General features: G+C 55.0%; 13 protein-coding genes. 11 read left to right on the plus strand and 2 right to left on the minus strand.

The features are described from left to right. Nucleotides 1-338: 338 nt before the first annotated feature. The 11 genes from AAA927_RS09145 (at nucleotide 339) to rlmD (ending at nucleotide 15,010) form a co-directional block, all read left to right on the plus strand. Nucleotides 339-1,649, plus strand: coding sequence for a 3'-5' exonuclease (locus AAA927_RS09145; protein ID WP_338217590.1), 1,311 nt, complete (start codon nucleotides 339-341; stop codon nucleotides 1,647-1,649). After that, nucleotides 1,636-1,866 (plus strand): DUF1858 domain-containing protein, encoded by a 231-nt coding sequence (locus AAA927_RS09150; RefSeq protein WP_338217591.1) that lies wholly within the window; start codon nucleotides 1,636-1,638, stop codon nucleotides 1,864-1,866. The genes AAA927_RS09145 and AAA927_RS09150 overlap by 14 nt, the downstream gene beginning before the upstream one ends. Next, nucleotides 1,859-3,376, plus strand: coding sequence for a DUF438 domain-containing protein (locus AAA927_RS09155; protein WP_338217592.1), 1,518 nt, complete (start codon nucleotides 1,859-1,861; stop codon nucleotides 3,374-3,376). The genes AAA927_RS09150 and AAA927_RS09155 overlap by 8 nt, the downstream gene beginning before the upstream one ends. A gap of 135 nt (nucleotides 3,377-3,511) precedes the next feature. Then, complete coding sequence (gene pcrA / locus AAA927_RS09160) at nucleotides 3,512-5,752, plus strand: DNA helicase PcrA (RefSeq protein WP_435891522.1); 2,241 nt, start codon at nucleotides 3,512-3,514, stop codon at nucleotides 5,750-5,752. Nucleotides 5,753-5,764: 12 nt separating this feature from the next. Beyond that, nucleotides 5,765-7,780, plus strand: coding sequence for an NAD-dependent DNA ligase LigA (gene ligA / locus AAA927_RS09165; protein WP_338217593.1), 2,016 nt, complete (start codon nucleotides 5,765-5,767; stop codon nucleotides 7,778-7,780). A 15-nt stretch (nucleotides 7,781-7,795) separates the two neighbouring features. Continuing rightward, nucleotides 7,796-8,944 carry a CamS family sex pheromone protein gene (locus AAA927_RS09170; protein WP_338217594.1) on the plus strand — a complete coding sequence of 383 codons (1,149 nt, stop codon included), beginning with the start codon at nucleotides 7,796-7,798 and terminating at the stop codon, nucleotides 8,942-8,944. Nucleotides 8,945-9,081: 137 nt separating this feature from the next. Next, entirely contained in the window at nucleotides 9,082-9,378 is a 297-nt protein-coding gene (gatC, locus tag AAA927_RS09175; protein WP_203632755.1) for an Asp-tRNA(Asn)/Glu-tRNA(Gln) amidotransferase subunit GatC, read from the plus strand. A 2-nt stretch (nucleotides 9,379-9,380) separates the two neighbouring features. Beyond that, the gene (gatA, locus tag AAA927_RS09180; protein ID WP_338217595.1) at nucleotides 9,381-10,838 is read left to right on the plus strand and encodes an Asp-tRNA(Asn)/Glu-tRNA(Gln) amidotransferase subunit GatA; all 1,458 of its coding nucleotides are present in this window, start codon (nucleotides 9,381-9,383) and stop codon (nucleotides 10,836-10,838) included. Further along, a complete protein-coding gene (gene gatB / locus AAA927_RS09185) occupies nucleotides 10,838-12,268 on the plus strand; it encodes an Asp-tRNA(Asn)/Glu-tRNA(Gln) amidotransferase subunit GatB (RefSeq protein WP_338217596.1) in 1,431 nt (476 codons plus the stop codon). The genes gatA and gatB overlap by 1 nt, the downstream gene beginning before the upstream one ends. Before the next feature lie 232 nt (nucleotides 12,269-12,500). After that, the gene (locus AAA927_RS09190) at nucleotides 12,501-13,520 is read left to right on the plus strand and encodes a diacylglycerol kinase (protein WP_204119603.1); all 1,020 of its coding nucleotides are present in this window, start codon (nucleotides 12,501-12,503) and stop codon (nucleotides 13,518-13,520) included. A 122-nt stretch (nucleotides 13,521-13,642) separates the two neighbouring features. Beyond that, complete coding sequence (gene rlmD, locus AAA927_RS09195) at nucleotides 13,643-15,010, plus strand: 23S rRNA (uracil(1939)-C(5))-methyltransferase RlmD (RefSeq protein ID WP_338217597.1); 1,368 nt, start codon at nucleotides 13,643-13,645, stop codon at nucleotides 15,008-15,010. A 98-nt stretch (nucleotides 15,011-15,108) separates the two neighbouring features. On the opposite strand, the gene AAA927_RS09200 is transcribed toward rlmD, so the two are convergent. Continuing rightward, the gene (locus tag AAA927_RS09200) at nucleotides 15,109-15,828 is read right to left on the minus strand and encodes a glycosyltransferase family 2 protein (RefSeq protein WP_338217598.1); all 720 of its coding nucleotides are present in this window, start codon (nucleotides 15,826-15,828) and stop codon (nucleotides 15,109-15,111) included. A 127-nt stretch (nucleotides 15,829-15,955) separates the two neighbouring features. After that, entirely contained in the window at nucleotides 15,956-16,870 is a 915-nt protein-coding gene (locus AAA927_RS09205) for an SPFH domain-containing protein (protein ID WP_203632772.1), read from the minus strand. Nucleotides 16,871-16,881 lie beyond the last annotated feature (11 nt).

Genomic DNA, 16,881 nt, shown 5'->3' on the forward strand with positions numbered 1-16,881 from the left:
ACGTTCATAGCGTGCAAGCCATGAAGTGAACGGGGTTTTGCCAATTCGATGTTGTCGTGCAAAGGTGGCTCTGGCCAGATTGGACCGCCAGAATTCTTCTAACAACGCAAGTTTCTCAGTTGCCGAGCACTTGGCTCTAGGCATACAAAAATCCCTCCATGATTATCAGATGAATTATGATATTTCATCTGACAACCACAAAGGGATTATCGCAAAGCGCTGGCCACCACGTTCCAGCCCATTTCTGTGGAGGGGGGCCTGGCCGGCCAAGCCACCTCACCAGCACTTGCCCTCAACCCATTTTTTGGGTAATCTGAACCTGAATGGAGCGTGGAGGAATGAATCAAGCAGCAGTCATCAAAACAGTGCAAGCCCCGCTGGCAGAAGAGGATTGGCTCACCGGCCTGAAAGTAGCCTTAACGGCGCTTGCCGCCTTCAGCGGCGGCACGCCGGCGCAGGTCGTCGCCACCTGGGATGAAGCAACCGGCCTCATGGTCAATTTGGCCTGTCTCTGGCCCAACGCCGTCCCGGCTTTGCCAGCGCTCAACGCCATGGCCTGTTTGCCCACCGCGCCTAAGCCGAAACAAGCCGCCGACCGGGTGCTGCGGCGGTTGCTCAATGCTTACACTTTGTCGCTGCGTGATCCCACGGCGCTGCCGCCAGTGCTCGTGGCGGACTGGCCCGCGGTGCGCCAGGTCTACAACCAAATCGCTGCGGTCCAAGCCGTCATGCACCAATGGCGCTTGGAACCAGAAGCGGCGAATGTCCAGACGACGCTTTACGGCCCGGTGGCTGGTAGCACTAAAAAACTATTGGCCACTGCGGGGGTCAAAGCGAGTTTTGAACCGATGGCCCAGCCTTGGGCCACTGGCTTCCAAGGGGCGGCGATGACGCCTGTGGTGGTCGGCGAGAAGAGCCGTGATGGTCGCGCCGGCGTGGGCCAGCAGCAAGAGGTCTTAGCTCGCGCCAAGGCCCTGCAACTGCGCCATTTTCCGCGCACCAAGCGGCCGGCGTTTGTCCGCCAGGAACAGCCGACGTTGTACCATGAAGGAAGCGTGCAGGATTACACGGTGTTTGACCTTGAGTTCTCTAGCGGTAATGTCCATGAAGGGATGTTTATCACTGAGATCGGGGCGGTGAAAGTGCGCGCCGGGCACATTGTGGACACCTTCAATGTCTTCGTTAAAGTCCCCGCCAAGCACCGCTTGAACGTGTATTCCCAGCGCGTCACCGGTATTCACGAGGCGACCCTCAAAACCTACGGCCTGCCAGCGGATCAAGCCGCACGCCAGTTTATCGATTTTATCGGCAGCGATGTGCTGCTAGGTTTTTCGATGCATGGCGGCGACCTGCCAGTGCTGCGGCGGCAGTTTGACCTGTATCCAACGGCTGGGCGGCTGATCGATGTCGCACAGCTCGCCAAGCGGGTGGGGCCGATGCCCGGCACCCCGGAAGTCAGCCTGACTCGGTATCGGCATTATCTGGGGCTGAGTTTGCTGGCCCATGGCGCGTTGTATGATGCGGTGACGACCCACGCGTTGTACGCGTACCTGGAAGGCCACCCTGTAGCGCCAGATGCTTTGGTGGCGGAGTTCGAGCAGGTCTTTGCCCGCAGTTTGAAAGGAGCACTGCCGCATGGTCAAAATTAATTTAACTACGCCGGTCCACGATTTGGTGGCGGCCCATCCCGATATTGTGCCGATCATGGTGCAGATGGGGTTGGACGGGGTGACTCAACCAGGGTTACTCAACACGGTGGGCCGCTTCATGACGCTGGAAAAAGGGGCCAAAATGAAGCACATTCCGCTGAACCAGTTGATTGAGACGCTAACGCAAGCCGGATTTGAGGTAGAGGCCCATGACTGAAAAAAACGCCGTGGAACGGCAAAAGAAGATTGTCGAAATTCTGCAGATGTTGCACCAAGGCGGCGACTTTGAAGCCGCCAAGCAAATCTTTGACGAGACCTTTGATGGGGTCGACGTGGCGGAAATCACTGGCGCCGAACGCGAGCTGATTGCCAGTGGCCTGAACCCAATGGAAATCCAAACCCTGTGTAATGTCCATGCCGCGGTGTTCCGCGGCAAAATCACCAACCAGAAAACGCCAATGGCCGAAATTCCGGGCCATCCGGTGCAGGTGATGAAGCTGGAAAACGTGGTGCTGGAATCACTGATCAATGATGAACTGCTGCCGACGTTGAAGAAATGGATTCAGCAAGCCAGTGCCGGCGCCAAAACCGACCCCACTGAAGATGCGATTTTGCTCCAGCGGCTGCAGAACGCCTTGGCGGATTTAGGCAAAATCGATGCCCATTACAAGCGCAAAGAAAACCTGATTTTTCCGTTGATGACCAAGTATGGCATTACCGCCCCACCGAAAGTGATGTGGGGTGTGGATGACGAAATCCGTGACTGGATCAAGGACGCCCAGCGCGCGGTGACCGCTCCGATCAGTGACCGGTACCAGGTCGAAACCGCGATTGAAAAAGCGGCCAAAGAAGTCGATGAAATGGTGTTCAAGGAAGAAGAAATCATGTTGCCAATGGTGCTGGAGGTCTTCACCCCCAGCGACTGGGGCATGATTCAAGCCGAAAGCGGGCCAATTGGCTACACCCTGATTCCCGATCCCCTGCCGTGGCAGCCAACTGAAGAAGAACGCCAGCAAAAACCCAAGCCGTCCAAGCTCGCTCAGGAATTGAATGCCCAGGCGGAGGCCTTAGCCACCAGCCAGCAACTCGGTTCAAAGCGGCCGTCGCAACCCACTGACCGCGACATTTTGAGTCAAATTCACCAGAACGTGCCGATGCCAGTGGCACCGCCAGAAGTCATGGCCAAGTTGCAAGCTAGCCAAGGCGAGGCGGGCGAAAGCAACGGCCCGCGCATTTCGGTGCAAAAGCCGCGCCACCGCGGGCCGGTGGCCTTTGGCGCCGCCACCTCTGGCAGTGCTGATGGGCGGGTCGAAATCGATGGCATGCACCCGGCGCGGGTGGTGCTGCCGACCGGGAGTTTTGATCTCGATCAGCTGACCAATGTGCTGCGGCTGCTACCAGTGGATCTGACTTTCGTCGATGCCACTGATACCGTGCGCTGGTTCTCAGATAACGGCCACCGGGTCTTTCCGCGCACGACGGCCGTGATTGGCCGTTTGGTGGTGGATTGCCACCCGCCGAAGTCCGTGGACAAGGTCAAAGCGATTTTGGCCGATTTCCATAGCGGCAAGGCAGACCATGCCGATTTCTGGATTCACTTCCGGGACCGCATGTTGTACATTCGCTACTTCGCCATTCACAACCCTGCCGGCGACTACCTGGGGTGCCTAGAGGTCAATCAAGATGTGACCGACATTCGCGCCTTGGAAGGGGAAAAGCGACTGTAACCCAGCAAAAAATAAACGGCTTCACCACGGCCAAAAGCCGGTGTGAAGCCGTTTTTATGCGGCCGAGCGGCTGTAATCGAACGCGTGTTTCTGGTACAATGAAACAAGATTATGCACCGGTGAAAGGACGATATTATGGCAACAGCCCTACTGCAAGGCATGAATGACAAACAATCCGAGGCGGTGTTAGCCACCGAAGGCCCGCTTTTGATCATGGCCGGCGCTGGCTCCGGGAAAACTCGGGTGCTGACGCATCGGATCGCGTATTTGATCGAAGACAAGGGGATTAACCCCTGGCGCATTTTGGCCATTACTTTCACCAACAAAGCGGCGCGAGAAATGAAGGAACGGGTCGGTAAATTGCTAGATCCGGAGCTGGCCCGGGATGTCTGGGTTTCAACCTTCCATGCGCTGTGTGTGCGGATTTTACGCCGCGACATTGAGAAGTTAGGCATGAACCGTGCTTTCACCATCGCTGATCCTGCTGAGCAGAAAACGTTGGTGAAGCACATTCTGGCTGATTTGAATCTGGACCCGAAGCGTTACGACCCGAAAGCTTTGCTGAGTACGATTTCCAATGCCAAAAATGACCTGCAAACGCCGGAAGATTACGCCAAAGCGGCGGCGTCTCCGTTCGAACAGGTGACCGCCAGCGTGTACGCCGAATACCAGAAACGGCTACGGTCCGATCAGGCACTGGATTTCGATGATTTAATCATGCAAACCATTCTGTTGTTCAAGCAGGAACCGGCAACGCTTGAATTCTATCAACGCAAGTTCCAATACATTCATGTCGATGAGTATCAGGATACCAACGAGGCGCAATATCAGCTGGTGCACATGCTGGCGGATGACTATCGCAACCTCTGCGTGGTCGGGGATGCCGATCAGAGTATCTACGGCTGGCGTGGGGCGAACATGCAAAACATTCTGGACTTCCAGAAGGATTATCCGGATGCCCAGGTGGTCATGCTCGAACAAAATTACCGTTCGACCAAAACCATTTTGCAAGCCGCCAATGATGTGATCAAAAACAACAAAAAGCGCCAGGTCAAAACGCTGTGGACGGAAAATAAAACCGGCGACAAGATCACCTACTATCGGGCGCAAAGCGAGCTGGATGAAGCGTACTTCGTCATCAAAACCATCGAAGGCGAAATGGCGGACCACCACCGGCGCTACGGCGATTTTGCGATTTTGTACCGTACCAACGCCCAGTCCCGGGCGATTGAAGAAGCCTTCGTCAAAAGTAACATTCCTTACAAGATGGTGGGTGGCCACAAGTTCTACGACCGCAAGGAAATTCGCGATGCGTTGGCGTACTTCCGCTTGGTCATCAATCCGGATGACGACATGTCGTTCAATCGGATTGTTAATGAGCCTAAGCGCGGCATTGGCGCCACGTCGCTGGAGAAACTGCAGGCTTTTGCCAACCAAAACGGCTGGTCGCTGCTGGAAGCGGCGCAAAACGCTGAACTCTCCCAGGTGTCAGGCAAGGCGCGGACCAGTCTGGCGGCCTTTGGCGAGACGATTGCCAAGCTGGCGGACAAACGCGCTAGTGGCAGTGTTACCGAGCTGATGGAAGGCATTCTGGATGATACCGGCTACCTGCCGCAGCTGAAAAATGCCGGCACGGTTGAGGCGGATACCCGCATCGAAAACTTGCAGGAATTGCTTTCAGTGACCCAGCAATTTGATGCCCGTTATGAACCCGAAGATGAGCAAAGCGATTTGTTCGTCGACTTCATCGCCGATTTGGCCTTGGTGTCCGATCAAGACGACATCGAAGAAGACGCCCAAGAAGTGACGTTAATGACGCTGCACGCTGCCAAAGGCCTAGAATTCCCAGTGGTCTTTTTGGTCGGCATGGAAGAAGGGTTGTTCCCGCTGAGCCGCTCAGCCATGAACGAAAGTGAAATGGAAGAAGAACGGCGGCTGGCTTACGTCGGCATCACCCGGGCCAAGAATAAGCTGTATATCAGTAACGCCTATGCCCGCATGCTGTATGGTCAGCGTCAAAACAATCCGCAAAGCCGCTTTATTGACGAAATTGAACCGGAATTGCTGGCCACCACCGGCCAAGCGGCACCGAAGTCTGATATCCCGTTCTTGAACCGGACCCAGCGTGCGGTCACACCAACCTTCAGCCGGCATCCGCAAGGCACCAAAGCCCATGTGGTGGCCGCGCCGCAATCCGCGGCCGGTAAAACCACTTGGGCGGTGGGCGACAAAGCCGCGCACAAGAAGTGGGGCATTGGCACGATTGTCAAAGTTTCCGGCACCGGTGATGATCAAGAACTTGATATTGCGTTCCCAGACATGGGTGTGAAGCGGCTACTGGCCGCCTTTGCCCCGATTGTGAAGCAAACCGATTAAGGAGGTCCCAACATGGCAGAGCAGGCAATCAGCGACTACACGCATGCCGCCGCGCAAACTGAAGTCGCGCAGCTGGTCAAACAGCTGAACGGCTGGCGGCGTGAATACTACACGAATGATGCGCCGAGCGTGGAAGATTCGCGGTACGACCAAACCTATCGGCGCCTGCAGGAATTTGAAGCGGCTTTTCCCGATTTGATTCAAAGCGATTCGCCCACCCAAGCCGTGGGGGATGTCATTTCACCTGATTTCACCAAGGTACCGCATCCGATTCCCATGCTCTCGATGGGGGATGTCTTTTCCCTTGCAGAGCTGCAGGCATGGGCCGAGCGCTTGGAAGCCGGGGTGAGCGAAACCGTGGATTACAATGTGGAGTTGAAAATCGATGGCTTGTCCCTGTCCTTAGTTTATGAGCAAGGCAAGCTGGTGCAAGGCTCCACTCGCGGCGACGGGAACGTCGGGGAAGATGTGACCGCTAATGTCCTGACGATACCTGATATTCCGCACCAGCTTAAACAGCCCTTGGACCTCGAAGTGCGCGGTGAATGCTACATGCCCAAAGCGGCGTTTGCCAAACTCAACGCCCGGCGCGAAGCCGAGGGGTTGGCGCCATTTGCCAATCCCCGGAACGCGGCGGCGGGGAGCCTGCGCCAGCTGGATGCCAAAGTCACGGCCGACCGCCAGCTGGCCACGTTCTTGTATACCTTGGTTGAGCCAGAACGTTACGGGATCACCACACAACACGACGCCATTGCCTTCATGGCTGATTTGGGCTTTGCGACGAATCCTTCATCGATACGCACCGCGGATTTGGCTGCGATGGATGATTACATCACCACCCAAACCGCCGACCGCGACCATTTACCCTACGGCATCGACGGCATTGTGGTGAAGGTGAACAGCTTGCCGCTGCAAGCGCAACTCGGCAACACCGTGAAAGTCCCGCGGTGGGAAATTGCGTACAAATTCCCGCCGGAGCAAGCCGAAACCGTGGTGCGCGACATTGAATGGACCATCGGCCGCACCGGCGTGGTGACCCCCACGGCGGTGATGGATCCGGTGAGTTTGGCTGGGACGACGGTGGCGCGGGCGAGCCTGCATAATGCCGATTTGATCGCCGAGAAGGATATTCGCATCGGCGATACGGTGCTGCTGCACAAAGCCGGCGATATCATTCCGGAAGTGTCAGAGGTGGTGTTGAGCAAACGGCCGGCGGACAGTCAGCCGGCGCCGATTCCGACCGCTTGTCCTTCTTGCGGCGAAGCGTTGGTGCATTTGGATGAAGAAGTGGCGCTGCGCTGCATCAACCCGATGTGCCCGGCGCAGGTTCAAGAACAGCTGACTCATTTTGCCTCCCGCAACGCGATGAACATTGACGGCCTCGGGCCCAAAATTATCGCGCAACTGCAGGCTAAACACCTGGTCAAAGATGTGGCGGATTTGTATCATTTAACCGCCGCCGATTTAAGTCAACTGGATAAGTTCAAAGAAAAGTCGATTAACAATTTGTTAAAGGCCATTGATAACAGTCGGCAGAACTCCGTGGAACGGCTACTATTTGGTTTAGGCATCCGCCATGTTGGCGGCAAAGCGGCGCAGCTGTTGGCCGCCCATTTCGGCGATTTGGCTCATTTGATGCAAGCCGACGCGGAAACCGTGGCTGGCATCGATGGCATTGGTCCGACCATTGCGGACAGCGTCACGACCTACTTCCAGCGCGAGCAGGCGCAGGAGCTGATTGCGGCGTTCCAAGCGGCTGGCGTGAATCTGGCCTACCGCGGTGCGGCGCCGGCGGCCACCGACAGCTTTTTCTCAGGCAAGACGGTGGTCATCACTGGTAAGTTCAGTGAATTTTCCCGGCCAGAGCTCACCACCAAGTTGCAGGCGCTGGGCGCCAAAGTCACCGGTTCCGTGTCCAAGAAGACGGACCTGCTGGTGGCTGGGGAGGCGGCTGGTAGCAAACTGGCCAAGGCCACTAAGCTCGAAGTGCCAGTGATGGCGGAGCAAGAACTTTTGACGAAACTTTAAAGCGAGGCATTTGACATGAAAAAAGCACTCACAGCGGCCTTGATCCTCGTCGCCGCCATCAGCTTAGCCGCTTGCGGCAAGCTGAGCTTCGACTCTGGCAGCGGCAGCAGTACCAGCGGCTCCAGCAAAGGCTACACCACCACCGGCACGGTGGATTCCGGGATGTACGAAGGCGTCATTCAAAATGGTCGCTATAAGACTTCCAGTGCCCGGGGGCTGCAACTGTCCACCAATCAACAAGGCGGCAATAGCTTCAACATCAAGAGCATGGAAAATGGCTTGCAGGACATCGCTAAAAAGCAGTTCTCAACCAGTAAGTATGTGTTCGAGGAAGGCCAGCTGATTTCCACCAGCACCGCCAAAAAATGGCTCGCGCGTAAAAGTGACGACAGCCAAGGTCTGAATCCCAAGGACAACGGCAAAACAGGGGAAACCGACCGCAACCCGATGTACCTGGAAACCATGGTGGAGCAGGATTACATGACCCAATCTGGTAGTAATATGAGCTTAGGCGGGGTGGCGATTGCCCTTGGCATGAACGCTGACGACTACTACCAGAAAGAAAAGTATGGTGCTACTTACACCACGCATATCAGCGATGCGGACATGACGACCCAAGGTAAAGCCATGGCCAAAGAAGTGGTGGCGCGAGTGCGGAAAATGAGCGGTGTGAACAACGATACCCCAATCGTGATTGCCTTGTACAAGCTCGCCGGGTCGGATTCACTCGTCGGCGGCACGTATTTTGACTATGTGGTCTCCAAGTCTGGGACTGACGTGGCGGATTGGACGCCAGTTAACCAGCAAAACGAAGTCTTGCCGACGGTAGACAACAAAAAGCCCATCAACAAAACCGTGTCGACGGATTTTGACAACTTCACCACGAATGTTGAGAACTTCTTCCCGACCTTGGCTGGGGTGACGGCGCAGGCGCATTACAGCGATAACGCTTTGACGGGGCTGAACATCACCATTAACACCCAGTTCTATGGGGCCACAGAGCTCAACAGCTTCACGCAATACGTGGCGAACGCCGCCAGCAAGTACCTGCCAAGCGGGGTCAAAATCGAAATTACGATTCAATCCACCCAAGGCATCCAGGCGTTTGTCTCGCGGGAAAGCAGCAGCAAAGACTTCTACACTCATGTCTTTGGTAGCTACTAAACAAAAAGCCAGGGCGACCTGGTTTTTTTGTGGGCCAGGCCATAAATCCCAGCCGGCGTGCCCGCACTGCCGGTGGGTATGGTAAACTAAGTTGAATAATTGTGCGGTCAAACCGCACTGAAGAAGGTAGGGAGAACATGATTTCAAAAGAGAGTGTTGCCCATGTTGCCGGACTGGCCAAGTTGGCTTTTACCGACGATGAATTGCAGCAATACACCAATCAGCTGGATGAGATTTTGAACATGGTCGCGCAGCTGGAAACCGTTGATACGACTGACGTGCCAGTGACGACGCAAAGCATCCACCTTGAAAACGTGATGCGTGAAGATGTGGCGCACAACGACACTAAGATTGACGACTTGCTGGAAAACGTCCCAACCAAGAAGGGGACCTTAATCCAAGTGCCATCCATCATTGACAAGGAGGACGACTAAGCGTGACTTATTTGAAGCAAGATCTCACCTCAGTGCATGAAGCACTGGTCAATGGTAGCCAAACCGCCAGCAGCTTGCTGAAGGCCACTTTTGCTAACATTGAGCAAGTGGACGCTGACGTTCAAGCCTTTTTGACCTTGAACCAGGAAACTGCCACGAAACAAGCCGCAGCGATCGATGAAGCCGGCATTCCGGCTGACCAGATTTTTGCCGGCGTACCAGTGGGCATCAAAGACAACATTGTCACCAAAGACCTGAAAACCACGGCTGCGTCCAAGATTTTAGGCAACTTTATGCCCATCTACAACGCGACGGTGGTGGACAAGTTGCATGCTGCCGGCGCGATTACGGCGGGTAAGCTGAACTTGGACGAATTTGCCATGGGGTCCTCGACGGAAAACTCCGCCTTCCAAACGACCAAAAACGCGTGGGATTACACCCGCGTGCCTGGTGGTTCCTCAGGTGGCTCCGCGGCAGCCGTGGCATCAGGCCAAGTGCCGATGGCGTTGGGTACCGATACTGGCGGTTCAATTCGCCAGCCGGCGGCCTTTAACGGCATTGTCGGGCTCAAGCCAACTTATGGCCGGGTTTCGCGCTGGGGCGTGATTGCCTTTGCCTCGAGCCTAGACGTGGTGGGCTCGTTGACCCGCACGGTGAAAGATGCGGCTTTGACCTTGAATGTGATTGCCGGCCATGATGACAAAGATGCCACCACCGCCGATATTCCAGTGCCGGATTACACGGCCAAACTGGGCCAATCCATCAAAGGCATGAAGATTGGTCTGCCGAGTGAATACCTTGGCGAGGGGGTCGATCCGGCGGTGGCGGCGCAAGTGCAAAAAGCCGCTGATCAATTCCGCGCGCTGGGGGCAACTGTTGAAACCGTGTCGCTGCCGCACACCAAATATGCCGTGGCCGCGTACTACATTATCGCCAGCTCTGAAGCTTCCTCGAATTTGCAACGGTTCGACGGGATTCGGTACGGCTTCCGCGCTGAAGATGTGAAGAACTTGGAAGATGTCTACGTGCGTTCGCGCTCTGAAGGCTTCGGCCCAGAAGTCAAGCGCCGCATCATGCTAGGGACCTTCAGTTTGTCCGCTGGGTTCTATGACGCCTACTTCAAGAAGGCGGCGCAAGTACGGACGTTGATCTCCCGCGACTTTGATCAAGTCTTTGCCGACTATGACTTCATTATTGCACCAACGACGCCAACGCCTGCCTTCAAGATTGGTGAAAAAGTTACCGATCCTTTGACCATGTACATGAATGATATCCTGACCATTCCGGTCAACTTGGCTGGTCTGCCAGCGGTTTCCGTGCCGGCTGGCTTTGTGGATGGCATGCCAGTGGGACTGCAGCTGATCGGCAAGCAGTTCGATGAAGCAACCTTGCTGCAAGCGGCGGATGCCTTTGAACAGGCAAATGATTATGTTGACCAAATCCCAGGAGGTGCGAACTAATGAATTTTGAAACCACCATTGGGCTTGAGGTCCACGTTGAGCTGAAAACCAATTCCAAAATGTACTCCCCAACGCCAGTGTCTTACGGGGCTGAACCCAACATCAATACCAACGTGATCGACTGGGGCTTCCCCGGAACGCTGCCAACCGTCAACAAAGGCGCGTACAGCTACGGCATGATGGTCGCCATTGCGCTGCATGCTGACATCACTCGGCACACCCATTTTGACCGGAAGAACTATTTCTATCCTGATAACCCGAAGGCCTACCAGATCACGCAAAGTGAAACCCCACTGGCCACCAACGGCTGGATTGAAATCGAAGTCGATGGGAAAAAGAAAAAAATCGGCATTCACGAACTCCACGTCGAAGAAGACGCCGGGAAAAACCAACACGAAGACGATGGTTATTCCTACGTCGACTTGAACCGGCAGGGCACCCCGCTGGTTGAAATCGTGTCTGAACCCGACATCGCTAGTCCCGAAGAAGCCTACCAGTATCTGGAACAGCTCCGCCAAATCGTGCAGTTCACCGGCGCTTCCGACGTGAAGATGGAAGAAGGTTCCATGCGGGTGGACACCAACTTGTCGGTGCGGCCGATTGGCGCCACTGGTTTTGGGGTCAAAACCGAAATCAAGAACCTGAACTCCTTTAACCACGTGCGCGACGGCCTGGCCTTTGAACAAAAGCGGCAGGTCCAAGTGCTGATGGCAGGCGGTCAGGTCCGGCAGGAAACCCGGCGCTGGGATCCAGCCAAGAAGGAAACTATTTTGATGCGGGTCAAGGAAGGCGCGGATGATTACCGCTACTTCCCAGAACCAGACCTGCCGCCCGTCTACGTTTCTCAAGCCTGGATCGATGACGTGACGGCCAAGTTGCCAGAAGCACCAGCCAAGCGCCGCGCCCGTTACATCAACGAATGGGGCATCCCGGCTTATGACGCCGGCGTCTTGACCTTGACCATGGAAATGGCCAACTTCTTTGAAGCCACTGTCGCGGCCGGCGCTGATCCTAAGCAGGCCTCAAACTGGCTGATGGGCGAAGTGTCTGGTTACCTGAACGCCGAACACTTGGAACTTAAGGACGTGGCCCTGACGCCAGCGCACTTGGCGGAAATGATCAAGCTGATCGCAGACGGCACCATTTCCAGTAAAATCGCCAAGAAGGTCTTTCAAGAAATTATCAAGAACGACACCGATCCTAAAGCTTGGGTTGAAGAAAAAGGCATGGTCCAACTTTCTGACCCAGCCAAGCTCACCCCAATTATCGACGGTATCTTGGACGACAATGCGCAAAGTATCGAAGACTTCAAGAACGGTAAAGACCGTGCCATCGGCTTCCTGGTCGGCCAAATCATGAAGCAAACACACGGTAAAGCAAACCCGAAAGTCGTTAACCAGATTTTGATGAGCGAAATTAAAAAGCGGTAGGCAACAGGCTGCGGAGGGTGGCTGGTTTTAGCCTGACAGGTAGCCTAGCACTGGGCATTACCGGCGTACTTTGCCGGTGAGGGCCAGTGCGTAGCTAGCTGTTCAGGCGTTAGCCACCCGGAGCGCAACTACAACAGGCTGCGAACAAAGGCGTACTTAGCCCGACAGCCAGCTTAGTTTCGATTTTTCCTCTTCATTTATCTCCATCCATTTCATCACAGGAGGCAAGAACATGCGACCACGCGCACGTTTGATTTATAACCCAACCAGCGGGAACGAAGGCATGCGCCGCTATGTGGCGGACATATTAGACGTCATGGAGCAGGCGGGTTATGAAGCGTCGGCGTTTCAGACGACCCCAAAACCATTTTCCGCCAAAAAAGAGGCGAGCCGCGCCACCAAGGACGGCTTTGACCTGATTGTTGGTGCGGGTGGCGATGGGACGATTAACGAAGTCGTCAACGGTATTGCGCCGCATCGGCATCGCCCCAAGCTGGCCATCATTCCCGCGGGGACAACTAACGACTACGCCCGGGCACTGCGCATTCCGCGGGAAGATCCGGTGGCGGCGGCCAAACTGATTTTGAAGGGGCAGACGCTGCGCATGGATATTGGCCAAGCCAATGACCATTACTTCATGAATATCGCTGCTGGGGGGTTGCTCACCGAGCTGACGTACCAGGTGCCATCGGAATTCAAGTCGATTTTTGGCTACTTTGCCTATGTCGTCAAAGGCGCCGAAATGTTGCCAGCGGTGCAATCGGTGCCGATGCATCTGGAGTTCGATGATGGCGTGTACGATGGGCCGGCGAGCATGTTCCTGCTAGCGATGACGAACAGTGTGGGCGGCTTCGAGCAAATTGTGCCTGACTCCAGCATGGGGGATGGCAAGTTTTCGCTGATTGTGGTGAAAACCGGTAACTTCGCCGACTTCCTGGTGCTGATAGGCAAGGTCCTGAACGGCGGACGTCACACGGATGATAGCAATGTCATTTACACCAAGACCTCCAAGCTTGTGGCCAAGCGCACCGATGGCCAGGAGATGAAAATCAACTTGGACGGAGAATTCGGCGGCAATGCCCCGATGACCTTCAAAAATCTCAAGCAGCACATGGAGATTTTTGCCAATGTGGATGAAATTCCTAAGAAGAACTTGGACCCTGATGTCGTCACCGAAGATTATGTTGAGGAAGTCGAACATATTTCCCATCAAGACATTAATGGCGATGGTAAAATCGCCAAGGGAGAATAATCATTGCGCCCGCTTGGCATCTGCCGGCGGGCGTTTTGGTGCGGTTGTATCCCACGACGTTCTTTGGTAAAGTGGGTGGAGTTATTTTCGCGTCTGCCGCATTGCGGCGAAAGGAGTGCCCTGTGGCTAAAGCACCAGTGGTCAAAAATCAAGAACTAACCGTGACAATTTTGGATTTAACATATGAGGGGATGGGGGTGGCCAAAGTCGACGGCTTCCCGCTCTTTATCGAAAATGCGCTGCCTGGCGAAGAAGTGCAGGTCCATGTGCTGAAAGTGGAGAAACAGTACGGCTTTGCCAAGCTGGTGAAGCTGCTCAAAGCCTCGCCAGATCGGCAAGTACCAGTGGACAAAGCCTACACCCAAACCGGAATCGCGCCGTTGCAGCATTTGGCTTACCCGGCGCAGCTCAAATTCAAGCAACATCAAATTGAAGAGTTGTATCAAAAGCAGAATCTGGCGGTACCAGTGTTGCCAACATTAGGCATGGCAGAGCCGAAGGGGTATCGCAACAAAGCCCAGATTCCGGTGCGCCAGGTGAGCGGTCAGGCGACCACGGGCTTTTTCAAGCGTCGTAGTCATGACCTCGTGCCCCTGGAAGATTTTTATATTCAGGATCCGAAAATCGACGCGGCCGTGGTGGTGGTGCGCGACCTGCTCCGGCAGTATGGCTTGACCGGCTATGATGAGGCCAAAAACACCGGCCTGGTGCGCCACATCATGGTGCGCCGTGGCTATTTCTCCCACGAGATGATGATTGTGCTGGTGGTGACCACCTGGGCCTTGCCGCATCAAGATGATTTGGTGGCTGGCATTCAGGCGGCACTCCCAGAAGTGACCAGCATCATGCTGAACTTGAATGATAAGCGGACCAATGTGATTATGGGCCGTAAAACTCGGCTGCTGGCTGGGCGCAGCTACCTGACTGATCAGCTCCTTGGCAATACCTTCCAGATTTCGCCGCTCAGTTTTTATCAGGTCAATCCGCTGCAAACCGAGGTGCTTTACACCAAGGCGATTGAAGCTGCGGGGTTAACGGGGAAGGAAACCGTGATTGATGCTTATTCCGGCATTGGGACGATTTCGTTAGCGATGGCCAAGCATGCTAAACATGTGTATGGGGTGGAAATCGTACCCGAAGCAGTTGCGGATGCGCGCCAAAACGCGCGGCTGAACGGCATTGACAATGCCACCTTTGAAGTCGGTAAAGCTGAGGATGTGATGCAGACTTGGCGCGACCAGCAGTTGCCGGCGGATGTGCTGATGGTTGATCCGCCGCGCAAGGGTCTGGCCAAGGAATTCATCGACGCGGTAGGCGTGCTGTTGCCACCGAAGATGGTTTACGTGTCCTGCAATCCGGCCACCCTGGCGCGGGATTTGAAGGCGCTAGCCGCCTTTGGTTACCAGGCCACCCAGACCCAGCCGGTGGACATGTTCCCGCAAACGACCAGTATTGAAAGCGTGACGGCATTAACTTTGAATGCCAATTAAAACCACAAAAGCCGCTCAACTCGAGCGACTTTTTTCGTGGCGCAATTTGCTTGGGCTGGACCGCTGTTCCTGCTAGGCAAAGTGGAGGCTGATTCAGATCACTGAGCCAGCCCAGCCCGGAGCTGGCGAATCCGTTCAAACACGGCGTCCTCCTGGGCCCGAGCTTGAAAACCGGCGCGGTGAATGGTGCTGTTAGGGCGATTTCTTTTGGTGTACCGCACGGCCGGCAAGTACACATATGGCCCTGGGGTTCGTGCAACAAAGCTGGCGGTGAACCAGTAATCTTCCGCCAGTTGCAAGGTGGGGTCGAACTGCAAGTTGGCCGCGGTAATGGCGGCGCGGCGAAACGCCTTGTTCCAGACATAGCCGCCGATGGCCGTACCGTGATGGCTGACCTGCTCGAACATGGCGACTTGATCAAGGCGCTGCTCACCTGTGGCCAGTGGCGGGGTGCGGAACCAGCGGTAACCGACCGCCACCGCGTTGACGGCTGGCACCATGGCGGTTGCCAGCGCTTGCACAAAGTCGTCAGCAATCAAATCATCGCCATCAATAAAGGCGACCGCCTCTGTCGTCGCGCGGGCCAGCCCATAATTACGCGCTACCGACACGCCTTGATGCACAGAAAAAGCGAAATGATGAAAATTGGGGATGCCGCGGGTGAAGGCCGCCGCTTGGTTGGCGGTGCCGTCCGTTGAGCCATCATCGACCAGCCATAGGTCAAATGGCCGGGTTTGGCGCTGCAAGGCGCCTAACATGCCGGCAAAATAGCTGCCGAGATTGTACGTCGGAATAATGAGCGTTAGCGTTGTTGTCATCTTGATCACCTCGCCGTTATTATCCAAACTAAGTGGCCGCGGTCAACTCATTTGCTTCAAAGCCCAAAACAGCCCGCCAGCATTCGATTGAATCGGATGCTGGCGGGCTGTGTCGTCCTGAGTAGGACTATTTGCTTTCTTGTTTGAGCAGTTTGCCAACCGCTGGAATTTGACCCAATGAATCGATGGCGGTACTTGGCATCACGACGGTATTGGCATCACCTTTGGCCAAAGCTTCAAGCGCTTCGACGTTCTTGTAAGTGAGATACAGTTCGCCGTGGTTTTCCAACCCTTCGTTGATGGAGTTGATTTGATCGCGGACCGCTTCGGCAATCAGACGCTGGCTTTCGGCTTTCCCTTGCGCGTCCAAAATCTGGGTTTCCTTGCTGGCTTGCGCGTGCAGGATATCAGATTGCTTTTCCCCTTCAGCTTTGGCGATGGCGGCTTGCTTCAAGCCTTCTGCTTCCATGATGTTGGCTTCCTTTTCCCGGGAAGCGCGCAGCAGTTTGTTCATGGATTCCTGAATCGTTTTGTCCACCTGGATGGAGTCGATATTAACGCGATCGACGTTCAGACCGTAGCCGGCGGTGGTGGTGGCGATTTGCTGGAACAGGGTTTGGTTAATCGTTTCGGTACCATTCAGCACATCATTCAGATCCATGTTCCCGATGATGCCGCGCAAGTTGGCGCGGGTATCTTGTACCATAGACAGCACGGAGTCTTTGTTTTGGTAAACATAGGCGTTAACGTCGGTGATATGATACTTCAAGGTTTCGGAAATGCGCACCACGACGTTATCTTTGGTGATCACTTCCTGTTCGTCGACCTTCAAAGGAATTTGCTTCATGTTCACAATCTCAGTGATGCGATAGATGAATGGTGGCACCACGTGAAAACCTGGTTCCAACGTTTGCACGTATTTCCCTAAGCGTTCCACAATGCCGACTTCACCAGTGTGGATAATGGCCACGCTGGAGAACAACATAATCACAAATAAGATAACTACAATTAAAACAATTGCCCAAATAATGATACTAACCATTTTTAATTCCT

Source organism: Lacticaseibacillus salsurivasis (assembly GCF_036246225.1).
GTDB classification, from domain to species: Bacteria; Bacillota; Bacilli; order Lactobacillales; family Lactobacillaceae; genus Lacticaseibacillus; species Lacticaseibacillus salsurivasis.